Source organism: Actinokineospora alba (assembly GCF_004362515.1).
Lineage (GTDB): Bacteria > Actinomycetota > Actinomycetes > Mycobacteriales > Pseudonocardiaceae > Actinokineospora > Actinokineospora alba.
Genome location: NZ_SNXU01000001.1, coordinates 937,281 through 961,200, shown reverse-complemented (window position 1 = coordinate 961,200; position 23,920 = coordinate 937,281). Strand labels below are relative to the sequence as shown.

15 protein-coding genes are annotated in these 23,920 nt (G+C 71.3%); 13 read left to right on the top strand and 2 right to left on the bottom strand.

Annotation, left to right across the window (positions count from 1 at the left end; genetic code table 11):
* Positions 1 to 7 precede the first annotated feature (7 nt).
* Positions 8 to 307, top strand: a complete 300-nt coding sequence (locus C8E96_RS04440; protein WP_091384103.1) for a hypothetical protein — start codon at positions 8 to 10, stop codon at positions 305 to 307.
* A 34-nt stretch (positions 308 to 341) separates the two neighbouring features.
* Here C8E96_RS04440 and C8E96_RS04435 read toward each other — a convergent pair whose 3' ends face one another.
* Positions 342 to 1,025 carry a M23 family metallopeptidase gene (locus C8E96_RS04435; RefSeq protein ID WP_091384196.1) on the bottom strand — a complete coding sequence of 228 codons (684 nt, stop codon included), beginning with the start codon at positions 1,023 to 1,025 and terminating at the stop codon, positions 342 to 344.
* Positions 1,026 to 2,318: 1,293 nt separating this feature from the next.
* Here C8E96_RS04435 and C8E96_RS04430 point away from each other — a divergent pair.
* The 12 genes from C8E96_RS04430 to C8E96_RS04370 all read left to right on the top strand — a co-directional run bounded on the left by C8E96_RS04430 (position 2,319) and on the right by C8E96_RS04370 (position 18,613).
* Positions 2,319 to 4,097 (top strand): hypothetical protein, encoded by a 1,779-nt coding sequence (locus C8E96_RS04430; RefSeq protein WP_091574598.1) that lies wholly within the window; start codon positions 2,319 to 2,321, stop codon positions 4,095 to 4,097.
* On the top strand, positions 4,094 to 4,399 hold the full coding sequence (locus tag C8E96_RS04425) for a hypothetical protein (protein WP_091384100.1): 306 nt from the start codon (positions 4,094 to 4,096) through the stop codon (positions 4,397 to 4,399). The genes C8E96_RS04430 and C8E96_RS04425 overlap by 4 nt, the downstream gene beginning before the upstream one ends.
* Positions 4,400 to 4,501: 102 nt before the next feature.
* Complete coding sequence (sucC, locus tag C8E96_RS04420) at positions 4,502 to 5,671, top strand: ADP-forming succinate--CoA ligase subunit beta (protein ID WP_091384098.1); 1,170 nt, start codon at positions 4,502 to 4,504, stop codon at positions 5,669 to 5,671.
* Between the two features lie 2 nt (positions 5,672 to 5,673).
* Positions 5,674 to 6,564: a succinate--CoA ligase subunit alpha gene (sucD, locus tag C8E96_RS04415; protein ID WP_091384096.1), complete on the top strand. Its 891-nt coding sequence runs from the start codon at positions 5,674 to 5,676 to the stop codon at positions 6,562 to 6,564.
* Positions 6,565 to 6,738: 174 nt separating this feature from the next.
* Positions 6,739 to 7,407, top strand: a complete 669-nt coding sequence (locus tag C8E96_RS33080; protein WP_091384094.1) for a DUF5336 domain-containing protein — start codon at positions 6,739 to 6,741, stop codon at positions 7,405 to 7,407.
* Between the two features lie 133 nt (positions 7,408 to 7,540).
* Positions 7,541 to 8,920, top strand: a complete 1,380-nt coding sequence (locus C8E96_RS04405; protein WP_091384091.1) for a cell division protein PerM — start codon at positions 7,541 to 7,543, stop codon at positions 8,918 to 8,920.
* 87 nt (positions 8,921 to 9,007) lie between these two features.
* Complete coding sequence (purN, locus tag C8E96_RS04400) at positions 9,008 to 9,604, top strand: phosphoribosylglycinamide formyltransferase (protein ID WP_091384090.1); 597 nt, start codon at positions 9,008 to 9,010, stop codon at positions 9,602 to 9,604.
* Positions 9,601 to 11,181 (top strand): bifunctional phosphoribosylaminoimidazolecarboxamide formyltransferase/IMP cyclohydrolase, encoded by a 1,581-nt coding sequence (purH, locus tag C8E96_RS04395; protein WP_091384089.1) that lies wholly within the window; start codon positions 9,601 to 9,603, stop codon positions 11,179 to 11,181. Before purN ends, purH begins: the two co-directional genes overlap by 4 nt.
* 1,027 nt (positions 11,182 to 12,208) lie before the next feature.
* On the top strand, positions 12,209 to 12,931 hold the full coding sequence (locus tag C8E96_RS04385) for a hypothetical protein (protein ID WP_091574596.1): 723 nt from the start codon (positions 12,209 to 12,211) through the stop codon (positions 12,929 to 12,931).
* 83 nt (positions 12,932 to 13,014) lie between these two features.
* Positions 13,015 to 14,571 (top strand): DNA polymerase Y family protein, encoded by a 1,557-nt coding sequence (locus C8E96_RS04380; RefSeq protein WP_091384085.1) that lies wholly within the window; start codon positions 13,015 to 13,017, stop codon positions 14,569 to 14,571.
* 119 nt (positions 14,572 to 14,690) lie between these two features.
* Entirely contained in the window at positions 14,691 to 18,005 is a 3,315-nt protein-coding gene (locus C8E96_RS04375) for an error-prone DNA polymerase (protein WP_091384084.1), read from the top strand.
* 23 nt (positions 18,006 to 18,028) lie between these two features.
* Positions 18,029 to 18,613: a pentapeptide repeat-containing protein gene (locus C8E96_RS04370; protein WP_091384083.1), complete on the top strand. Its 585-nt coding sequence runs from the start codon at positions 18,029 to 18,031 to the stop codon at positions 18,611 to 18,613.
* 2 nt (positions 18,614 to 18,615) lie between these two features.
* Here the strand turns inward: C8E96_RS04370 and C8E96_RS33850 are convergent, their stop codons facing one another.
* Entirely contained in the window at positions 18,616 to 23,844 is a 5,229-nt protein-coding gene (locus C8E96_RS33850) for a glycohydrolase toxin TNT-related protein (protein WP_228772118.1), read from the bottom strand.
* Positions 23,845 to 23,920: the final 76 nt, after the last annotated feature.

Sequence of the window (23,920 nt, the reverse complement as noted above, 5' to 3'; positions counted from 1 at the left end):
ACAGGGAATGGACGAGCTGCTGCACCGGCTCCTCGCCGAGGCGGTGGGCCGCTACCTCGACGCGGTCGACCGCCTCGCGGCCGGGCAGCAGGCGGTTGTCAGCACCGAGCTGCGCAGGCTCACGGCGGCGTGGCGGAGTGTGCTGGGGCTCCATCGGCCCTCGGGGGCCCGCACCCGCTGTGCGGGGTGCGGGCGGGCCCACCTTCCGGCGCCTGGGCGCAGTGGCTCCCTGTGCACGGTGTGGCGCGTCGCGAGCGCCTATTTCGTGCGGGCCGACCCGGAGGGCGGGGTGATGCTCAAGCGGTGACGCTTCTCGAAGACCTTGGGGAGGTCTCCGAGACTCAGAGGCTGATGCCGCGCGCGGTCAGCCAGGGCAGCGGGTTCATCTTGCGACCGCTGGCGTCCCAGACCTCGAAGTGCAGGTGCGGACCGGTGGACTGGCCACGGTTGCCCATGTGGGCGATCAGCTGACCGGCCTTGACCCGCTGGCCCTCGCGCACCACGTAGTCGTTGACGTGGCCGTAGACCGTGACGGTGCCGTCCGCGTGCTGGACGCGGACCCAGAGGCCGAAGCCGCTGGCGCTGCCCGCCTCGATCACGGTGCCGTCGGCGACCGAGACGATCGGCGTGCCGATGCGGTTGGCGATGTCGATGCCGTAGTGGGTGGTGCCCCAGCGGGCGCCGAAGCCGGAGGTCAGGCGGCCGACGGTGGGCTTGAATGCCTTCGGTCGGGCCGCTTCTTCCTTCTGCTTCTGCACCTCGGCGGCACGGGCGTTGCGGGCCTGCGTGACGCGCTCGGAGGAGGCCATCTTCTGGGCCTCGAGCGTGCCGTCGGAGGTCTTGGCGAGCGTGAGCAGCTCGGGCGCGATCGGCCCGTCACCACCCATGCCGCCCATGTGGGAGGAGGCGTCGCGGGTGCCTGCCAGCGGAACGATGTCGTCGCTCGACGAGCCGGCGGCGGATTGGAGGGTCTGCCCCGCCGCGGCCGCGGCGAAGGCGCCGACGGCCACAGCGGCCACGACCACCCGCCCGCGCAGCACTGACGAGGGTGGAGCGATTCGGTGCGCACCGCGATCTCGAGGGGCGCGATCGAGCGCTTCGTCGAGCACGGTGAACTCGCGTTCACCGCCGGTGGAGCGATGTCGAGACAAAGCTAGCCTTCCGCCTTCGGGGAGTCAGATCCGGACACCGGCTCGCGGGGGACGAGCTCTCGGTGAGGACGCCGGGCGGGGGACCCGGATGGGGTGGCGGTGGAGCAGGTTGCCAGCCCCAGTCCATTCGTGATCGGACTGTGACAACGGACTCCGGGACAGTAACGGGGAGATACCGGGATGGGCAACATCCACGCGTGGAGTCCGCCAACCGTGGCGAGGGGCGAAAGTTCCTGTACAGCGGTTACTACCCAAAGTTAACCCCACTTCACACCCACTAGTGTGACCTGGGTCTCGTTTCAATAGGCCATTTAGGTGGTCCAGCCTGAGTTGATCGCTCACACAAATCCGCGACAAACCGACACGAACCGCGCAAACCCCACCAGCCCCACCCCGCAGGGATTTGGAGTTCCGCCCGACTCGCTCCAGCCCGACCGGGCGCCCAACTCCGCGCCGGCGCCACAGGTCTCGCCCACTCCTGCATCGAGCCTGCACGTCAAGCCCGTCGGGCGGCGCAAGGCCAACCTGGGTTCGCTGGAGCTTTGTCCCGCTGACTCGCCCTCGTCGGCTGTCGGTCTGACCGTCAGCGGGGCGCGGCCTGCCGGGGTCGTCCGCGCCCAGCTCGCCCTGGTCCGATAGGTCGCGCTGGTCTCGCCCATTTCGGCGACCTCGCCCGGTCGTCAGTCCGCGCCATTCACCGGCGAACCCGTGTCGGCAGGCTTGGGCCCGCCGGCTTGTCTTGGGTCAGCTGCTGGTTCGACCGTCAGCGGTCTCGCTGATTCCGGCGGCGGCCTCGCCCGGCCGTCCAGTCCGCGCCACTCACCCGGCAATCCCCGTTTCGCCGGGCTTTCGACCCGCCGGCTCGTCCTCGGTCAGCTGCTGGTCCGACCGTCAACGGCAGCGCCCACCCGACTCAGCCTCAACCGGGCCCCCAAGCCCGGCCGTCGCGCGCCCGCCGTCGCGCACCTCGGACCGACCCGGTCCCATCCCCGAATCCCACGGCCCGCCGACCCCGAACGCCAGCCCGGCAACACAGATGTGCCACCGCCCGCCCGGCCCCAAACCCCTTTCCCGTCCGCCAACCGATCCCACCGCGCCCCGCCCATCTGGTGGATCCCACAACGCGGACAAGGTCCGACCCCGCCGTCCTTGCTAGCGTTGCCCGCGATGACCTCGCGGATTCGAACGTCGCTCCTCCGCCACGCGGACCAGGCCGACGGCGCACTTCCCGTTGTTCGCATCGGCTGGGCCGACGTGCCGGGCAGGCTCCGGGTCGCACTGTTCCTCGGGGTTGTCGGCGCTGCTCTCCTGGTCGCCGGGCTCGCGAGCGGGCTGGTGAAAGACGGGCCGGACCCCGGTTTCGGCGCACTGCCCCTCCTCGCGGTCCTCGCCGTCGTCCCGCCGCTGCTCGCGATCGGCTTCGTGGCCGCCAAAGCCCCCGCCACCGGCGCCGCCGTCCTGGTCGGCTCAGCTTTGCTGGCCCCGGGCCGCGCCTTGGTGGACGCGCAGTTCGCCGTCGACCCCCTGCTGACCTCGCGCCCCGAGATCCTGGTGCCGACGGTCCTCGCGCCCCTCGACCCCGCGCCCGGCCTGTGGCTGCTCCTCGCCGGACACGGCGCGGTCGCGCTGGCTGGGCTCCTGGCGGTCGGCCGGGCGGGCGCCATCCCCGGTACGCCCTACGCCGCCGAGTTCGACGACCACTCCGCAGACCGCTCGACCAAGGCCCAGGGCACTTCCCTGGTCCTGGCCCTCATCGCCGCCCTGCTCGCCGCCGTCGGCCTGCTCCTCGCGCCGTTCCGCTCGGACAACGCCTTCGTCCTGGCCAGCAGCGTGATCGACGCCCCGCCGCTGGCCCGCTTCGGTGTCCTGCTCCTCGCCGGTGCGGCCGCGGCAGGCGCGGTCTTCGGCTCCGGGTCCGCCCGCCCGCCCGTCGCCCGGGGCGTGGTTCTCGGGGTGACGGTCGCCGTCGCGGGCGTCACCGTCCCGCAGCTCGCGGCCGCGACCGCGGTCGACCGCCTGCACCCCGCCCCCGGCCCGGTCATCGCCCTGTCCGCGCTGATCGCCCTGACCGTCGCCGTCTGGCTGCTCAACCGCCAGGAGAACCCCACCGACGACCGCGCGACCGAACTCGACACGGGCCGCCTGCACCTGAGCGCCGGAATCCTCGGCCTGGCCTCCGCCGCCGCCGCACTGGTCGCCGCGACCTCCGTGCAGCTCGTGGTCACCGGCGGCCTCGACCGACCCGTCGCCTACTCCAGCAGGCTGTTCGTCCCCGCCGCGATCGTGGTGCTCGCCCTGGCCGTTCCCCTCCTCTTCGACCGCGCCGCCGCCGCGACCCGTCCCGCGTTCGCCGTCGCCGTCATCGCGATCCCGCTGGTCGCGGCCAGCTCGAGTGACGCCGTCTTCACCGCCATCAGCGCCAGCGAGGCCGTCAGCGCGGGCCCCGGCGCCTGGTTCGGCGGGATCGCCGCCGTGCTCGCCGTCGCCGCGGGTTGCGTCGCCGCGCTGGCCGGGGTGGTCGAACGCGACGACGTCGACCTCACCCAGCGCCAGGCCAACCTCACCCTCGCCGCCCCGCTCGCCGCGGCCGCCCTCTTCGCCATCGGCGCCTTCGGCCTGCCTGTCCTCAAGGCCCCCGGCTTCGTCGCCCCCGGCGTCTGGTCGCACTTTCGCCCCGCGTCCTGGGGTTTGCTCCTGGGCGTCGTCGTGGTCCTCGCGGTCATTGCAGTCGCCGCCTTCTCCCGCCCACCCCGCGGCGGCGCGCTCCTGGCCGGTGCCGCGGCGCTGGTGGCGGTCCACGCGCTGGAGTTCGCGCTGACGTCCGACCGCGCCGAAGGGGCGACCGCGGGCCCCGGCACCTGGCTGTCACTGGCCTGCGTGGCCGCGCTGCTCGTCGCCGCCCTCATCGCCGCCACCGCGCGACCCGACGTGAAGAAGCGCCGATGACCGCCCGCGTGGTCCTGGCCGAGTTCGGCCAAGCCGACATGCACGCCGTCGCGAGGCTGCTGCGCGACAGCGGGATCGAGGTCGTCTTCGCCGGACACGGGAGCCCCGATCAGGTGGTGACCATCGCGATCCAGGAGGACGCCGACGCGATCGCGGTCGACGAGCACGTGGGCATGGTCACCGCGCGGCTCAAGGAGCAAAACGCCGCCGACATCGAGGTTTACGACTACATCGACGTGCTCACCTGGGCCGCGAAGGCGAAAGTGGTGACAGACCTCACCGTCATAGTGACCCTCTGGTGACAGACTTCACCGGGTGTGAAGTTTCGGGTCAATCCGCAGGTCGCTAGGGTCTTCACGTCTGACAGCATCGCGTCGAAGACACCGTAGTCAGGAGACTGTCGAGTGGACCTGTACGAGTACCAGGCGAAGGATCTTTTCGCCGCCCACGGGGTCCCGGTGCTGCCGGGCGACGTGGCTGACACCCCCGAGAAGGCCCGCGCCATCGCGGAAGAGCTCGGTTCGACCGTGGTCATCAAGGCCCAGGTCAAGACCGGCGGCCGGGGCAAGGCGGGCGGCGTCAAGCTCGCCGACAACGCCGACGACGCCCAGGTCAAGGCCGAGGGCATCCTCGGTCTGGACATCAAGGGCCACATCACCCGCAAGGTGCTGGTGACGGTCGCGTCCGATATCGCCGAGGAGTACTACTTCTCGTTCCTGCTCGACCGCGCCAACCGCACCTTCCTCGCCATGGCGTCGGCTGAGGGCGGCATGGACATCGAGCAGCTCGCCGTCGAGCGCCCCGAGGCCCTCGCCAAGATCCCGGTCAACGCCATCGAGGGCGTCGACCTGGCCAAGGCGCAGGAAATCGTCGCCGCGGCCAAGATCCCCGCCGTGGTGGCCGACCAGGCCGCCGACGTCATCGTCAAGCTGTGGGAAGCCTTCGTCGGCGAGGACGCCACGCTGGTCGAGGTCAACCCGCTGGTCCGCGACCCGCAGGACAAGATCATCGCCCTCGACGGCAAGGTCACCCTCGACGAGAACGCGGGCTTCCGCCACCCGGCGCACGCCGACCTGGTGGACCAGGAGGCCGAGGACCCGCTGGAGGCAGCGGCCAAGGCCAAGGACCTCAACTACGTCAAGCTCGACGGCGAGGTCGGCATCATCGGCAACGGCGCGGGCCTGGTCATGTCCACTCTGGACGTGGTGGCCTACGCGGGCGAGAAGCACAAGGGCGTCAAGCCCGCGAACTTCCTCGACATCGGTGGTGGCGCGTCGGCCGAGGTGATGGCCAACGGTCTGCACATCATCCTGAACGACCCGGCCGTGAAGTCGGTGTTCGTCAACGTCTTCGGCGGCATCACCGCCTGTGACGCGGTCGCCAACGGCATCGTCGCGGCGCTGGAGATCCTTGGTGACGAGGCCACCAAGCCGCTGGTCGTGCGCCTCGACGGCAACAACGTCGAAGAGGGCCGCCGCATCCTGGCCGAGGCCAACCACCCGCTCGTGACCGTGGTGGACACTATGGACAACGCTGCCGACAAGGCCGCCGAACTCGCGGCTGCGGGGGTCTGACAATGGCTATCTTCCTGACTGACCAGAGCAAGGTCATCGTCCAGGGCATGACCGGCTCCGAGGGCACCAAGCACACGGGCCGCATGCTCAAGTCCGGCACGAACATCGTCGGCGGTGTCAACCCGAAGAAGGCGGGCACCAAGGTCGAGATCGAGGGCGTGTCCCTGCCGGTCTTCGCCACCGTCGCCGAGGCGATGGAGGCCACCGGCGCCGACGTGTCGGTGATCTTCGTTCCGCCGAAGTTCGCCAAGGACGCCGTCATCGAGGCGATCGACGCGGGCATCGACCTCGCCGTCGTCATCACCGAGGGCATCCCGGTGCACGACAGCGCCTACTTCTGGGCGCACGCGGTGGCGAAGGGCAACAAGACCCGCATCATCGGTCCGAACTGCCCCGGCCTCATCAGCCCCGGAAAGTCGAACGCGGGCATCATCCCGGCCGACATCACCGGCCCGGGCAAGATCGGTCTGGTGTCGAAGTCCGGCACCCTGACCTACCAGATGATGTACGAGCTGCGCGACATCGGCTTCTCGTCCGCGGTCGGCATCGGTGGCGACCCGATCATCGGCACCACCCACATCGACGCCCTCGAGGCGTTCGAGCAGGACCCGGAGACCGAGCTGATCGTCATGATCGGCGAGATCGGTGGCGACGCCGAAGAGCGGGCTGCGGCCTACATCAAGGACAACGTCACCAAGCCGGTCGTCGGCTACGTGGCGGGCTTCACCGCGCCCGAGGGCAAGACCATGGGTCACGCGGGCGCGATCGTGTCCGGCTCTGCCGGTACCGCGCAGGCGAAGAAGGAGGCCCTCGAGGCCGCCGGGGTCAAGGTCGGCAAGACGCCGTCCGAGACCGCCGCCCTGGCTCGCGAGCTGTTCCAGGCGAAGGTCTGATTCAGACACGGCGAAGGCCGGACGCGTTCGCGCGTCCGGCCTTTGTTGTTTTCAAGTTGTTTCCAGGATGGGGAACCACAACCTGCCGGTGTCCGTCGGATCACCGCAATGGGCTAGCGTCTCGCTGGCTGAAAGATTGTTTCTGTGCGTCGAGCTAGCTGAGGAGAGCACGCGATGACCTATCCAGGCGGGGCACCGGGTGGTTACCCGGGTCAAGGTCCGCAGCAGCCCACGATGGGCTACGCGCCCACGCCGGCCGGGCCGAAGCTCGAGCTGGCACAGATCCTGCACCTCGCGGTCGCGGGTCTCGGTGTGCTCAACCTGTTCCTCGGGTTCGCCCCGCTGAGCTCGGGCGTCAACTTCTACGAGGCGTTCAGCGGCTGGATTCCGGGTCTGCTGCTCCTCGGCGGCCTGCTGTCGCTGCCGGTGATCCTGCCGGGTGACAAGAAGGTCGGCCTCACGCCACCCGCGATCATCCTGTCGGTCGTGTTGGCGTACCTGTTCATGATCTTCTCGATCGACGGCTCGCTCAAGGCGGGTGGCGTCATGGTGCTGATCTTCGGCATCCTGCAGGCCGGTGCCGCCGTGGCCGCGTTCCTCTTCGACAACGGCATCATCAAGCCGCCGCAGCCCGCGCCTGCCAACCCGTACGGCCAGCCCGGTGGCTACAACCCGCCGTCCGCGCCGTTCCAGCAGCAGCACCAGCAGCAGGCGCCGTTCGGCCAGCCGCAGCAGCCGCAGGCCCAGCAGCCGCAGCAGCCGCAGCAGACCTTCGCGCCGCCGCCGGGACAGTTCGGCCAGGCGCCGGGCACCCCGCCGGGCGGCTACCCGCAGCAGGGCTGAGCACGACGTTCTTCACGGGGCGGCACCGTCATTCGACGGTGCCGCCCCGTTCGTGTGTGAAGGTGTTCACCGGATCGGCTGATGGCGGCGTGGCACCCCAGGGGTGTCATCACCCGAATGCCAGAGTGGGGCCATGGCGCTGCTGGAGACCGACCGGATCGCACCGGTGGCGCGCGCCCGCGTGTTGGCCGTCGCCGCACTGGGACCGCTGCTCACTGGGTACGCCGCCGTCGCCGCGGTGATGGCACTGGTCACGGCGATCGCCTCCAGATCCCATTTCTCCACGGTCGGCGTGCTCATCGCCGCGCTGCCCGGGTGGCTCGCCGCCCACCAGGTCCCGCTGATCGTGCAGGGCCATGAACTCGGTGTGCTGCCCCTGCTGCCGACGCTGCTGCTGATGGTGCTGGTGTCCCGCACCGCCGCGGGCGCCGCCGAGCGCGTCGACGCGGTCGGGCCGCGCGAGACCGGTCACGTCATCCTCGCTGTCGTCACGGCCCACGCGGCGTTCGGACTCACCATCGCCCTGGTTCTCGGCGGCGGTCCGGTCGCCGTCGACCCGCTGGCCGGGTTCTACTACCCGGCGCTGCTCGCCGGGCTCGCCGCGTACGCGGGCTTGCTGCGCAGGTCCGGAACCCTCGACTGGTGCGCCGAACGCGTCGACGACTTCGCCTGGGCCGGGCTGCGGGCCGGGTTGCTGGCGGTGGCCGCGCTGGTCGCCGCGGGCTCGCTGGTGCTGACGTTCGGGCTGGCGGTGTCCTATGGCGCGGCGAACACGATGTTCGCCGCGGACGGCCCCGGCAGTGCGCTCGGCATGCTGCTGCTGTCCGCCGGATACCTGCCCAACGCCGTGATCGCGGGCACCGCGTTCATCGCGGGACCCGGGTTCTCGATGGGCTCGGTGTCGATCGCCCCGCTCGACTTCGACGGCGGCCCGGTGCCCGCGCTGCCGTTGCTCAGCGCGCTGCCCGAGCAGGCGGCGGCGTGGTGGCTCGCGTTGTTCCTGCTGCCCGCCGCCGTCGGCGCGTTGGTCGGCTGGGTGCTGCGGTCTGTCGCGGAGTCGCCTAAAGACCGGCTGCGCTCGGTCGCCGTCGCCTCGGTCGTGGTGGCGCTGAGCTTCGCGGTGCTCGCGGGCAGCGCGGGCGGCGCGCTCGGCGGTGGCCCGTTCCACCCGCTCGACCTGCGCGCGGCGCTGGTGTCGTTCGCCCTGGCCTGCTGGGTCGCGGTGCCGGGCGGCTTCGTGGCCTGGTTCGCGGGGGAGCGGCCGGTCGTCGAGGGGCCGGTGGGTCTCATTGATCCCGAGGACCCGGAGGACGACGAAGACCTCGAAGACTCAGAAGATTCCGAAGCCTCTGAAGACGAGCCCACCGACGAAGCTGTCGAAGAGGTTGTCGAGGAGCAGGCTGAGGAGTCCGAAGAGGAGTCCGCCGACGAGGAAGACACCGACGAGGACACCCCGGATGAGACCCCCGACACAAACGAGTCGACCGAGGTCGAACCGGGCGTGGGCCGCTGAACAAGATCGACTGCGGACCGCCTACGCTGGGCCTATCCCGTTCCGGCGCCGCAGGAGACCACGCTGAGTTCCCAGTTCCAGCCGGCAGTGCCTGCCAGGATCGTCGTCCTGGTGTCGGGTTCGGGCACCCTGTTGCAGGCCTTGCTCGATGACGCCGCGATACCCGCCCGCATCGTCGCCGTCGGCGCCGACCGCAAAGGCATCGAGGGACTGGCCCGCGCCGACCGCGCGAACGTCCCCACTTTCACCGTCCGCGTCGCCGATCACGCCGACCGCGCGGCCTGGGACGTCGCTCTGACCGAGGCCGTCGCCGCCTTCGAGCCGGATCTGGTCGTCTCCGCCGGGTTCATGAAGATCCTCGGGCCCGAGTTCCTCACCCGCTTCGCCCACCGGGTCATCAACACCCATCCCGCGCTGCTGCCGTCGTTCCCCGGCGCGCACGCGGTCGATGACGCGCTCGCCTACGGCGTCCAGGTCACCGGAAGCACGGTGCACCTGGTCGACGGCGGCGTGGACACCGGCCCGATCATCGCCCAGGAGCCCGTCCCCGTGGCGCCGGGCGACGACGCGGCCACCCTGCATGAACGGATCAAGACGGTGGAGCGACGGCTCCTGGTCGACGTGGTCACCAGGATGGCGCGCGACGGATACACCGTGGACGGACGAAAGGTGAGCATCCCGTGACTGGGCATCCCGAGACTGGGCAGCAGCGGAAGCCGGTTCGCCGGGCGCTGATCGGCGTGTCGGACAAGGCGGGCCTGCTGGAGCTGGCCACCGGCCTGCACGCGGCGGGCGTGGAGATCGTCTCGACCGGCGGCACCGCGAAGACCCTCGCCGACGCGGGCGTGCCGGTCACCCCGGTCGAGGAGGTCACCGGCTTCCCCGAGTCGCTCGACGGCCGGGTCAAGACGCTGCACCCGCGCGTGCACGCGGGCCTGCTCGCCGACACCCGCAACCCGGCGCACGTCGCGCAGCTCGAAGAGCTCGGCATCGCCGCGTTCGACCTGCTGGTGGTCAACCTCTACCCGTTCGCCAAGACGGTCGCCTCGGGCGCGTCGGCCGACGAGTGCGTCGAGCAGATCGACATCGGCGGCCCGGCCATGGTCCGCGCTTCGGCGAAGAACCACGGCAGCGTGGCCGTCGTGGTCGACCCGTCGCGGTACGAGTGGGTGCTCGCCGAGGTCAACGCGGGCGGCTTCACCCTGGCCGACCGGCAGAAGCTCGCGCTGGAGGCGTTCCGGCACACGGCGTCCTACGACGTCGCGGTCGCGTCCTGGATGGGCAGCGTCCTGTCGCCGGACGACGAGGGCTCGGGCTTCCCCGGCTGGGTCGGCGCCACCTGGCAGCGCTCCAACGTGCTGCGCTACGGCGAGAACCCGCACCAGCGGGCCGCGCTCTACACCCAGGGCGACGGTTCCAGCGGCCTCGCGACGGCCACGCAGCTGCACGGCAAGGAGATGTCGTACAACAACTACGTCGACGCCGACGCGGCGTGGCGGGCGGCGTACGACCACGAGGCACCGTGCGTGGCGATCATCAAGCACGCCAACCCGTGCGGCATCGCGGTCGCCGAGATCGACATCGCCGAGGCGCACCGCAAGGCCCACGCCTGCGACCCGTCGAGCGCGTTCGGTGGGGTCATCGCGGCCAACCGTGAGGTCAGCGTGGACATGGCCGAGCAGATCGCCGAGGTGTTCACCGAGGTCGTGGTGGCCCCGGCCTACGCCGACGGTGCCGTCGAGGTTCTCACCCGGAAGAAGAACGTCCGCATCCTGACCGCGGAGCCTGTCCGCCGTGGCGCCGAGCTGCGCCCGGTGTCGGGTGGGTTGCTTTTGCAGACTGTCGACACCATCGAGGCCGACGGCGACGACCCAGCCAAGTGGACCCTGGCGACGGGCACGGCGGTCGACGACGCCACCCTCGCCACCCTCGCCTTCGCCTGGCGAGCCTGCCGCGCGGTGAAGTCCAACGCCATCCTGCTGGCCAACGACGGCGCCACGGTGGGCGTGGGCATGGGCCAGGTCAACCGAGTCGACGCGGCCCGCCTCGCGGTGGCCCGAGCGGGCGAGCGGGCGGCGGGTTCCGTGGCCGCGTCGGACGCGTTCTTCCCGTTCCCCGATGGCCTGGAGGTCCTGCTCGAAGCGGGCGTCCGCGCGATCGTGCAGCCGGGTGGCTCGGTCCGCGACCCCGAGGTCATCGCGGTCGCGGAGGCGGCCGGGGTGCCGGTGTACCTGACCGGGACGCGCCACTTCGCGCACTGAGTAGTTCAAAGCAACTGACCGTGTGGCCTGGCCTTTTGGCCAGGCCACACGCATGTGTGCGGACCGGTTGACAAGGCTGCGGGAGGCTCGTATGGTTTGCCGTGTCGAACATTTGTTCGAACGGGGTGGGCGGAGTCGAGGCCACTCGCCCCGCCGCCGTCTCCCCACGGCACTCGCGTAACTGAGCGGTACGCGCAGCAGGCGCGGGGAGGTGTGAGCGGTGCGGTCGCTGGCTGCTTTCGGCGCGGGGAAGAACCCGGAAGCAGCCGGCGACCCTGCCCAGGATCGCCCGGCCCTGAGTCGCGCCGCTCTGGACCGCCAGGTCCTCGATCGCTCGCCCCTGGGGCACCCTGCTCTGAGTCGGTCGACCCTCGGTCACCCGGTCCTTGATCACCCCACTCTGGATCAGCCCGCCCTCGATCACCTCGACCCCTCAGTCCTTGATCCAGGCGGTCGCCCCAGTCTCTTCACCCCCGACGACCTCCGCGCCGCCCTGGCCGCCTTGGATCCTCGATCCGTGCGGCGAACCGCCCGCGTCGAGGGCGTCACCTTCGACCCCGCTTTAGTCGATCCAACAGTGGGCACCCTTGACTTCGGCGACCCCGACGACCGCGTCGGCGATCTTCGATCGGCCACCGGTCTGCGCATTTTCTCCGCCGGTCCTGCCGGTCCTGCCGGTCCTGCCGGTCCTGCCGGTCCTGCCGGTCCCGCCGGTCCCGCCGACTCCGCCGGTTCTGCCGGCCCCGCCGACTCCGCCGGTTCTGCCGGCCCTGCCGGCCCTGCCGGCCCTGCCGGCCCCGCCGACTCCGCCGACTCCGCCGGTCCCGCCGGTTCTGCCGGTTCTGCCGGTCCCGCCGGTTCTGCCGGTTCTGCCGGTTCTGCCGGTCCCGCCGGTCCCGCCGGTCCCGCCGACTCCGCCGGTCCCGCCGACTCCGCCGGTCCCGCCGAGTCGGCCGGTCCCGTCGAGCCCGCCGACCGTGATGCCCCCGCTGACCGTGATCATTCGCGAAATCTCCCAGCAGGCCGCTTGGCCCACTTGCGCCCACACGATCCGAGCCCCCCGTCGGCCCGCCTCCGCCGCCTCGCCCGAGACGTCGATCCCGGCACCGAAGGCGCCGTCGCCCTCGATTCCTCCGTTCGCCTCACGTGGTCCGATCACGCCACCCGCGAGCGCGTCCTCCCCGTCCGTGAAGACCTCGCGCACCTCTTCCCCTGGGGCGGTCTCCGCCGCGGCGGCACCGTGGCCGTCCGCGATTCCGCCGCCCTACTGCTCACCCTGCTCGCCGAACCCACCGCGAACGGTTCCTGGGCCGCGGTCATCGGCATCCCCGACCTAGGTGTCCTCGCCGCCGCCGAACTCGGCGTCGCGGTGGACCGGCTGGCCCTGGTGCCCAATCCTGGCAACGACATCGTCACCATCGCCGCCGCCCTCCTTGACGGCTTCGACGTGGTCGCCCTCGCCAGCCCCAAGGTCACCGACGCGCAAGCCCGCAGACTTTCCGCGCGGGCGCGCAGTCGTGGCGCGGCGCTCGTCGCGTTCGGGGCGTGGCCGGGTGCCGACCTCGAACTGCGCTGCACCCGCGCCCGCTGGTCCGGCCTCGGCGACGGGCACGGCCACCTCCGCGCCCGCCAGGTCGAGGTTTATGCCCAAGGTCGAGGGTCCGCCGCCCGACCGGTGCGCGCCCGCCTCGCCCTCCAGGGCACCCCGTTGCCGCGCGCCCCTTATCCACAGCTGAGCAAGACCGGTTGACACCCCAAGCGTTCGAACGTATGTTCGAGTCAAGCGAATCGTCTCCCCACGATGAGCACCTCCGATCAACCCTGGGGAGAGCCATGTCCCGCCTGCTCGTCGTCTGGTGCCCCGACTGGCCAGTCGTCGCCGCGAGCACGGTCGCCGGTCTGCCGCTCGACACCCCCGCCGCCGTCTTCGCCGCCAACCGCGTCGTCGCCGCCAACGCCCGTGCCCGCGCCGACGGCGTCCAGCGGACGATGCGCCGCCGGGAGGCGCAGAGTCGCTGCCCGGACCTGGTCGTCTTCCTCGACGACGTCGACCGCGACGCCCGGATGTTCGAGCCGGTGGCCATGGCGGTCGAGGAGTTGGCCGTCGGCGTCGAGGTGATCCGGCCCGGAGTCGTCGCCGTCCCCGCGCGCGGGCCGGTCGGCTACTTCGGCTCCGAGGAGGCCGCCGCCGAACGCCTCATCGATCAGGTCGCCGCCCGGACCGGCGCCGAATGCCAGATCGGCATCGCCGACGGCCTCTTCGCCGCCACCCTGGCCGCCCACCGAAACCGGCTCGTCCCCCCGGGCGGCAGCCCCGAATTCCTTGCCCCGCTGACCATCCGCGAACTCGAATCAGGCAGGCCGGACCTGGTCGACCTGCTGCGCAGACTCGGTATCCGCACCCTCGGCGCGTTCGCCGCCCTGGACCCAGGCGATGTCTCCACCCGGTTCGGCGCCGACGCCAAGCTCGCCCACCGCCTGGCGAGCGGCCTGCAGGAACGGCCGCCCTCCCGCAGACGCCCGCCGGTCGACCTCTCCGTCACCCACAACCCCGATCCGCCCATCGACCGGGTCGACGCCGCCGCGTTCGTCGCCCGCACGCTCGGCGAGCGCCTCCACGCGGGCCTGGCCGCGCACGGTCTCGCCTGCACCCGCCTGGGCATCCACGCGAGCACAGCCAACGGCGAGACCCGCGACCGCGTGTGGCGCTGCGCCGACCCGCTCACCGCCTCCGGCATCGCCGACCGCGTCCGCTGGCAGCTCGACGGCTGGCTGCGCGGCGGCACGGGCCGCCCCTCGGCGGGCATCACGGTCCTGCGTCTCGAGCCGGAGGAGACAGTCGACGGCCGAACGCTCCAACTCGGCCTCTGGCAGGGCGGCCACGACGAACAAGCCGAACGTGCCGCCCGCGCCATGGTCCATGTCCAAGGACTCCTCGGCCCCGAGGCCGTCCTCACCCCGGTCCTCACTGGCGGCCGAGGCCCCGCTGATCAGGTCCACCTTGTCCCGTGGGGCGACGAGCGTGTCCCGCCCGCACCTCCCGACCGCCCATGGCCCGGCCGATTACCCGCGCCCTCGCCCGCCGCCATTCCCGTCCGCCCACTGCCCGCGTCGGTGTTCGACGAGGCAGGCGTGGAAATCGGGGTGACCGGCCGGTTCCGCCTCACCGGCGAGCCCGCCCGTGTGGCCTACGGCGGCGGACGTCCCCGCGCGGTCGCCGGTTGGGCAGGGCCATGGCCCGCCGACGAACGCTGGTGGGATCCGGACTCCGCCCGCAGGCGCGCCCGCCTGCAGGTGCTGTTGGCCGAACAGTCCGAAGAGGACAGCCAGGAGGCGCTCCTCCTGGTGCGTGAGAACAAAAGCTGGTCCGTAGAAGGGATATACGCCTGATGCCATACGACGAAGACCCGCTCACCGCCATCGATGGGGCCGACTGGATCGACTTGACCGACCTGATCCCGCTGCCGCGCCGCTCGCCCGAATCCCTGTCTCCCTGACCGGCCGCCCGAATGGGATGGAACAACCCACCGGTTCGGTGGTCGGAACTCGAGCGCATCCTCTCCGGCAGGCCGCCGGAGGTCGGCGACGGTGGTGACAGCCCGGGCTGGACCCGCCGCCGCGACCGCTATGTGCCGCCGATGGGGGTCGGGCCGCCCGGCGTCACCGACCAGGCCGACGGGGATTCGCGGGTGCCGTACGCGGAGCTGCACTGCCATTCCAACTTCAGCTTCCTCGACGGCGCGAGCCATCCGGAGGAGCTGGTGGAGGCGGCGTCGCTCCTCGGTCTCGACGCCATAGCGCTGACCGACCACGACGGCATGTACGGCGTGGTCCGGTTCGCCGAGGCGGCCAAAGAGCTGGGCATGCGCACGGTCTTCGGCACCGAGCTGAGCCTCGGCCTCACCGGCCCGCAGAACGGTGTCGCCGACCCCGAAGGGGAGCATCTGCTGCTGCTCGCCGACAAACAGGCCGGCTACCACAGCCTGTGTCGGGTGCTCACCGCCGCGCACCTGCGCGGTGAGGAGAAGGGCAAACCGGTCTACGACCTTCTCGAGGTCGTCGAGGAGACCCGCGACGACTGTGTCGTGCTCACCGGCTGCCGCAAGGGCGGTGTCCGGCTGGCGCTCGCCAGTGGTGGGCCCCAGGCCGCGTTCGAGCAGCTCAGGCTCCTGTCCTCGGCATACGGGCCCGACCGCGTCTATGTCGAACTCGTCGACCACGGCATGCCCGACGACACCGACCGCAACGACCTGCTCGCGGGCATGGCCGCCGACCTCGGCCTGCCGACCGTCGCGACGAACGCCGTGCACTACGCGCACCCGTCGCGCGGGCATCTCGCGGCGGCGATGGCCGCGGTGCGGGCCCGGCGCAGCCTCGACGAGCTGGCGGGCTGGCTGCCGCCCTCGCCCACCGCCCACCTGCGGACCGGGCAGGAGATGGCCGACCGGTTCGCCCGCTACCCGGGCGCCGTGCAGCGCGCCGCCCTGCTCGGCGTGCAACTCGCGTTCGACCTGCACCTGGTCGCGCCGAAGCTGCCGCCGTTCGACGTGCTCGACGGGCACACCGAGGTCACCTTCCTGCGGAAGCTGACCTACGAGGGCGCCGCGGTCAAGTACGGCTCGTCGGCCGAACGTCCCCGGGCCTACGCGCAGCTCGCTCACGAACTCCAGGTCATCGAGGAACTCGGTTTCCCGGGCTACTTCCTCGTCGTCTGGGACATCGTGAAGTTCTGCCGCGACAACGACATCTACTGCCAGGGCCGAGGCTCGGCGGCGAACTCGGCGGTCTGCTACGCGCTCGGGATCACCAATGTCGACGCCGTGCGCTGGGAGCTGCTCTTCGAGCGGTTCCTGGCCCCGGCCCGCGACGGCCCGCCCGACATCGACCTCGACATCGAGTCCGACCGCCGCGAGGAGGTCATCCAGTTCGTCTACGACAAGTACGACCGGCGCCACGCCGCTCAGGTGGCGAACGTGATCACCTACCGCGCGAAGTCGACGGTGCGTGACATGGCCAAGGCGCTGGGCTACTCGCCCGGCCAGCAGGACGCCTGGAGCAAGCAGATCGACCGCTGGGGACCGTTGCAGTCCACTTTGGACGACAACCACCTCGATGTTCCGACCGCGGTCCTCGAACTGGCCGGGCAGTTGGAGAACTTCCCGCGCCACCTGGGAATCCACTCCGGCGGCATGGTCATCTGCGACCGCCCGGTCAGCGAGGTCTGCCCGGTCGAGCCCGCGCGGATGCCCAAGCGCACGGTGCTGCAGTGGGACAAGGACGACTGCGCCGCCGTCGGACTGGTCAAGTTCGACCTCCTGGGCCTGGGCATGCTGTCCGCGTTGCACTACGTGGTCGACCTGGTCGGCAAACACCACGGGGTCCCGGTCGACATCGGTGCGCTGAACCTCGCCGACCAGCGGGTCTACGAGATGCTCTGCCGCGCCGACTCGGTCGGCGTGTTCCAGGTGGAGAGCCGCGCGCAGATGGCCACGTTGCCCCGCCTGCGCCCCACGGAGTTCTACGATCTGGTCGTCGAGGTCGCGCTCATCCGGCCGGGGCCGATCCAGGGCGGGTCGGTGCATCCCTTCATCCGCCGCAAGAACGGCAAGGAGGAGCCCACCGTCGACCACCCGCTGCTGAAGAACGCGCTGCACAAGACGCTCGGTGTCCCGCTCTTCCAGGAGCAGCTCATGCAGATCGCGGTCGACGTCGCGGACTTCAGCCCAGCCGAGGCCGACGAACTGCGCCGCGCCATGGGCGCCAAACGGTCCACGCGCCGGATGGAGCGGCTGCGCGAACGGTTCTACGCGGGCGCCGCGAGCAACGGTCTCGACGAGGCGCTGGCCGCGCGCATCTACGAGAAACTCTTGGCGTTCGCCAACTTCGGCTTCCCGGAGAGCCACGCCCTGAGCTTCGCCTACCTGGTGTTCGCCAGCGCCTGGTTCAAGCTGTACTACCCGGCCGCCTTCTGCGCCGCCCTGCTGCGCGCGCAGCCGATGGGCTTCTACTCGCCGCAGTCCCTGGTCGCCGACGCGCGGCGGCACGGGGTCACCGTGCGCGGGCCGGACATCAACGCCAGCCTTGAGCACGCCACCCTCGAACCGGTCGAACCGGGCAGCGACGAACAGGCCGTGCGCCTGGGCCTGGGTGCGGTCCGCCTGATCGGCGACGACCTGGCCGAACGCATCGTCGCCGAACGCGGCGAGGGCCCGTACCTGGACATGGTCGACCTGGCCCGCCGCGTCCAGCTCACCCGTCCCCAGGTGGAGGCGCTGTCGACCGCGGGCGCGTTCGGCTGCTTCGGCCTGCTCCGCCGCGAGGCCCTGTGGGCAGCGGGTGCAGCGGCCGCTGAACGGCCGGATCGCTTGCCGGGCACCGCTGTCGGCGTCAAGGCCCCGGAGCTGCCCGGGATGGACGAACTCGAACTCGCCGTCGCCGACGTCTGGGCCACCGGCCTGTCGCCGGACAGCTTCCCGACCCAGTTCATCCGCGAACGCCTGACCCGCCTGGGCGCGCTGACCGCCATCGAATTGTCCAAAGTGGACACCGGCTCGCGGGTCCTGCTCGGGGGCGCGGTCACTCACCGGCAGCGCCCACAGACCGCGGGCGGGGTCACGTTCCTCAACATCGAGGACGAGACCGGCATGGTCAACGTGGTGTGCTCGCCCGGACTGTGGGCGCGCTACCGCAGGGTCGCGCGATCCAGCTCGGCCCTGCTGGTGCGTGGTGTGGTGGAGAGCGTCGAGGGGGTGGTGAGCCTCTATGCCGACCGGTTGCAGCGACTCGACATGCGCATCCCGGCCAAGTCGCGCGACTTCCGGTGAGTGGGGCATGACAGGCTGGGGAGGTGGAGACCGGCGAGGACTACAGCGACAGTGATCTGCACGGGCAGCAGTGGGACCAGCGGCACTTCACCGACTGCGACTTCACCGACGCCGACCTGCGCGGCCTGGTGACGACCGGCTGCACGTTCACCAAGTGCGACTTCACCCGCGCCGACCTGGGGGAGTCCCGACACCGCTCTACGGCGTTCCGGACCTGCACGTTCGACCGCGCCACCCTGATGTTCAGCGAGTTCGCGGGCTGCAGCCTCATCGGCTCGACGTTCCTCGACTGCAGGCTGCGTCCCTGGACCGTGACCGACACCGACCTGACCCTCGTCGGCCTGGCCGGGGCCGCGCTGCGCAAGGCCAAGCTCACCGGCCTGCGTTTCCGCGAGGCCAACCTCACCGACGCCGACCTAAGGGAAGCCGACCTCCGCGAGGCGGACCTCACGGGCGCCCGCCTGCGCGGCGCCAACCTCGAGGGCGCCGACCTCCGCGACGCCCGCATCACCGCCGACGGCCTCGTCCAGGCAAGCCTGCGCGGCGCCCGCGTCGACCTGCACACCGCGGTGGCGTTCGCCGCCGCCCACGGCCTGCAGATCGACTAGGGCTACGGCCGCGTCGGCGGTACCTGGTTGGGGATCTCGACCAGGTGGCCGCTCTCGATGAGTTCCGCGATCGACCGGTTGAGCACGAACGCGGTCCCGCCACCGGGCTGCTCGAACCACGGGATGGCGACCCCGGTCAACGCCTCCGTCGGCCGCTGGACGCGGTACACGCGGTAGGGCCGCGTCACCCAGTCTGGCACCAGCGACCGCCGCTCGAACGGCGTGCCCGCGGCGTAGGTCAGGTTGCCGGAGGGCTCGCCGTAGCGGTCGATCTCGGTACCGGGCGGCAGTTCGGTCAGGGTCTTCCCCCGGAACAACGTCAGCGGCGGGTCACCCGGCCGAGGCTGGATCGCCCAGTCCTGTGGCTTCACACCGGAATCAGACCCAGGGGAGGAGGAACCACCCCCGGCGCCGGACTGCTGCCCACCACCGGCTGGGGCCCCGACCCGACGGGGAGAGGCCACACCGGCGGACTCCCCGCCAAACCGGTTGCCACCGGCGGCCTCGCCGCCACCGGGGCGTGCGTCACGGGAAGCCACCAGGTCCGCAGCTGAGTCGCCACCACCAAACCGCGCTCCACCCGAAGCCGCCGCGTTTCCAGCGTGGCTGCCACCAAAGGGTGCGCCTTGCGTAGTGGTCGCGTTGTCGGCGGCGTCGTTGGCACCGAACCGCGCTCCACTCAAGTCCGCCGCGTTTCCAGCGTGGCTGCCACCAAAGGGTGCGCCGTGCGTGCTGGTCGCGCTGTCGGCGGAGTTGTCGGCACCGAACCGCGCTCCACTTGAGGCCGCTGTGTTCTCAGCGGTGTGGCTCCCATCAAAGGGTGTGCCGTGGGTGGTGGTCGCGTTGTCGGCCGGGTCGTTAGCACCGAACTGCGTGCCATGCGCGGAGGCCGCGTTGCGGTTGGGTTCGTCGCCACCGAACTGCGCGCCATGTGCGGAGGTTGCGTTGCGGGTGGGGTCGTCGCCACCGAACTGCGCGCCATGCGCAGAGGTCGCGTCGCCGGTGGGTTCGCTGTCGACCTGAGTGCCGTGCCCGGACGCCGTGTCCTCGGTGGTTTGGCTACCGAACTGTGCCCCACGTGGGGCGGCCATGTCGCCGGGCTCGCTGCCGCCGAACGGTGCCCCGTGTGGAGGCGTCGTGTCGCCTGCGCGTTGGTTGCCGAACTGTGCGCCATGTGTGGAGATCGGGTCGCCGGTAGGTTCACCGCCGAACTGTGGGCCCTGGGGAGAAGTCATGCCCCCGGCAGGTTCTTCACCGAGCCGCGACGAGTCGTCGCGCCCGAACGGCACACCCTGAGTGTCTTCAGGTGCGGGTCGCCGGTCGGCGAAGGGTGACCCAGCCGCGCCGTCGCGGTCGCCGAACCGGATGCCGCGCGGGTCCGTGGGCGCGTCTTCGGGACGGGTACCCATATCGCTTGCGGAATCCGCGCGAGTGAACAACGAGCCCGGTGTGCCTGCGGCTTGCCCACCAGCTCCGGCGACGCTTGCGGAATCGTCACGGGTGAACAACGACCCCGGCGCCGATTCCCCACCCGCGTTGGAAACCGCGGCGGCGGGCTGCCCGCCCGCGAACGCCGAGTTGGTGTTCGACTCTCCTTCAACCCCACCGTTGGCGGGCGCATGCCCACCAACGAATGCGCCGTCGCCTGCCGACTGCCCGCCGTCGAACGTGGCGTTGGCGGGCTGGGCGGCGAAGGTCTCGTCGCCCGCCGAGTGCCCACCGTCGAACACGCCGCTGGCGGGCTGGCCGGCGAAAGTCTCGTCGCCTGCCTGCTGCCTGCCGTCGAACGTGGCGTTGGCGGGTTGACCGGCGAAGGTTTCGTCGCCTGCCGAATGTCCACCGTCGAACGCGCTGTTGGTGGGTTGACCGGCGAAGGTTTCGTCGCTCGCCGAGTGTCCACCGTCGAACGCGCTGTTGGTGGGTTGGGTGGCGAAGGTTTCGTCGCCTGTCGGGTGTCCGTGGTCGAACGTGGCGTTGGCGGGTTGGCCTGCCGAGTGTCCACCGTCGAACGCGCTGTTGGTGGGTTGGGTGGCGAAGGTTTCGTCGCCTGTCGGGTGTCCGTGGTCGAACGTGGCGTTGGCGGGTTGGCCTGCCGAGTGCCCACCGTCGAACGCGCCGTTGGCGGTCTGGCCGGCGAAGGTTTCGTCGCCTGCCGAGTGCCCGCCGTCGAACGCGCTGTTGGTGGGTTGGGTGGCGAAGGTTTCGTCGCCTGCCGAATGTCCACCGTCGAACGTGGTGTTGTCAGGACCGTGACCACCAGCGGCCGTCCCATCGGCCACAGACCGCCGACCGAACGCGTCCTGCGCACCGCCGAAGCCGCCATCAGTCGCCGACTGCCCGTCAGCGATCGCGTGCTCGGCCGCCGACTGGCGGTCGGCGGCCGCATCCCCGGCAGCGGAGTGCCCCTCGGCGAACACCCCTTCAGCTGTGTTCTGGCCTGCGGCGAACGCACCGTCCTCCGCGGAACGCTCATCGCTGACCGTGGTTCGACCTTCATCACCGCTGGCTGAGGCGGGTCCGCCGAATGAACCGTCGGCCATGGCCCGTTCTTCATCGAACGCGCCGCCTGCCGAGGATGGTCCGTCGAAAGCGCCATCCGTTGCGGTGCTTCCATCACTGAACGAACTCTCGTTCGCCGAGTGTTCGTCGGTCGTTCGTGGGCCGGTGGCCGACGACGGTTCATCGCCGCCGAACGAGTCGCTTGGGGCGGTCTGGCTGCCGAACGCGGCCTCGGTCGGTCCACGTCCATCGTCGAAGGGACCGTCAGCGGTGGCGGACGCCTCGGTCGTCGGCTGTCCAGCGAACGACATACCGGGTGCCGCTACCGGGTCGGGCTTGGCGCCCACGCGCGGCGTGGGGCGGGGCGCGGCGCGCCTGTGCTGGTACTCGTCTTCGTCTTCGTCGTCGAAATCCGGGGTGCCGGTGTGCCGCGGCCGGAACAGGTCGTCGGCGGGGCGCGAGGGGCGGAACAGGTCTTCACCCGCGGGCCCCGGTGGGGTCACCGCCCTGCGGGGGCGGTGCTCGTACTCGTCATCGTCGTCGTCTTCCAGGTCGGCCAGCGACGCTCGCATCGTCGACTGCGGGGACTCGACCGGCTCGAGCAAAACCTTGCCCAGCAAGAAAGCCGAGGCGTCCGCGAAGTCGTCGAACTGCCGCGGAGCACTGAACCCGCCATCGAACCAGCCGACCCGCCACGCCTCGCCGGACTGCTCCAGCACCCACGCGGCCGACTCCGGCAGCGCACCGATCCGGTACCGGGACTCGGGGACGCCGAGCGCGCTCAGCCGTGCCTGCAGCTGATCGAACTGAGCCGCCACCCCCGGCGCCACCGGCGAAGGCGGGTTGGCCGCCGACACCACATCGGCGCCCGCGGGCGTGGGCGGTGTGACATCCCAGTCGTCCCGCGCGGGCACGCCTGCCGCGCCGACGTCAGGCAGACTTACCTGCTCGTACGGGCCGGAAGACGCTTTGGCGGCCGACGACTCGTCGGCACCAGACGGCACCGCGTCGTCGGCGGACCACGGCCCGGCCTCCGCGTTCTGGCCGGAAGCCTCCTGCGGTTGCCCGGCAACGGGATTGGACCAGCCCGCCGCGGACTGGGCGGAAGGTTCGCCCGCCGCCCATTCAGGGGCGGACTCGGCTCGCGCGGAGTCGCCAGAGTCCGAGGCGTCGCCGGACGCCCACGCGGAGCCATGATCGGAAGACGCCGCCGGTGCCTCGGTGTCGCTCGTCTCCGAGTTCGGGGTCTCGGTTTCGGTGGAGCCCTGGTTGGCGGCGGGAGCCCCGTCGGCGTTGCTCGCCCAGTTCGGGGATTCGGTGGGGCTTTGGTCGGCCGCGGAAGCGCCGTCGGCGCCGGTCGCCCAGTTCGGGCGTTCGGTGACGCCTTGGTCGGCCGCGGGAGCCTGATCTGGCGCCCAGTTCGGGGCCTGCGAATCAGCGGAGGCCGGGTCGGCCGGGGTTCCGGCAGCCGCCGAAACCTCCTCCGAGACCTCAGCCGGTGCCGCGGCAGCAGTCGCAGGCTCCGGGAACCAACTGCCCGCCGGAGCCGCGGGCGCCTCAGCCGACCAGTCGAACGCGGGTGGCCGAGCCGAATCCGAAGCACCAGGACCAGCAGCGGGTTCAGGGAACCAACTGTCCTTCTCCCGCCCGATCGGCGCCGTCGCGTGCGTGCCCGTCGGCTCCGTCGGGGCGTGCGTCGGCGACCAGGCCGCCGTCGTCCCCGGGGCATCAGCAGGCGTGCGGTCGATCGGCTCGGTTGTGTGCACCGGCCCTTCGACCGGCGGCTTCGCCCGGTTCCCGAATCCGACCTGCACCGGGATCGGCGGCACCGGCCCATCCGGCCCCATGATCGGCGGCGGCCCAGCCGGAGCAGGCGCAGGCGCGGGCACGGGAGCGGGCGCCGGGCGCACACCGTTCGGTGGCCTGCGCGGCCCGCGCCCCAGGAACGACGCCGCCGCCGCCCGGGTCGAGTCGTCGACCTCGGGCAGGGTGAACTCCACCCGCCGGAGGTGTTCGAGCAGGTCCGGGTCCGGCGGCACGCTGTGGGTCCGCAGGTAGTAGTTGACCGCCGCCGGCCAGATCCAGGCGCCGTCGGTGTGGAACGCGACCGGGACCGACTGCCGGGCCTCGTCGTCCAGGTGATCGGTGTCGAACCCGCGCGCCGGAAGCGCCAGGGGCGCGCCGTCGAGGTAGCGCAGGATGTCCTCGCGCTCGCCCTCGTCGATCGGCGGCCGGTTGATCACCGGACGCCCACCGGCGCCGGGTCCGTCGAAGATCCGCGCGACCCGGAACGGCGGCTTGAGCCCAGCCATCCGGCGCATCAGCCACTCGGGCACGTTCTGCTCGTCGCGGGGGAAGGTCCGCAGGTCGTCGGCGTACGCGGGCGGCGGTGGCGGGTTCGTCCAGCGCGGTTCGTCGCGGTCGTACTCGAGGCTGTACGCCGAGGGCTGGTCGAGCTGGTAGCGGGCGTTGTACCAAGTCCCGCGCCCGTCCCGGTACATCCCCGACCGCAGCCGCCCGAAGAGCACGGCGATCTCCGGTGAGACTTTCAACTCCTCGGTGGTCTCATCAGCGAAGATCACTTTGCCGACCGCTTCCGCGTACCGACCCAGCGCGCGGTAGTCGACGGTGATGGAATGCCAGTCCGCGGGTGCCGCCCGGAGCAACGCGAGCCCGATCTGCTTGACCAGGGCATCCTGTTCCGTTGGGTTCAGCTGCGTCGGTTGTGCCACGTGGACATCTTCTCCTGTCGACAGGCCCTTGGCATACGGTGGATCGTGCGTCGAGCCTCTGCCTGCGACGATGACG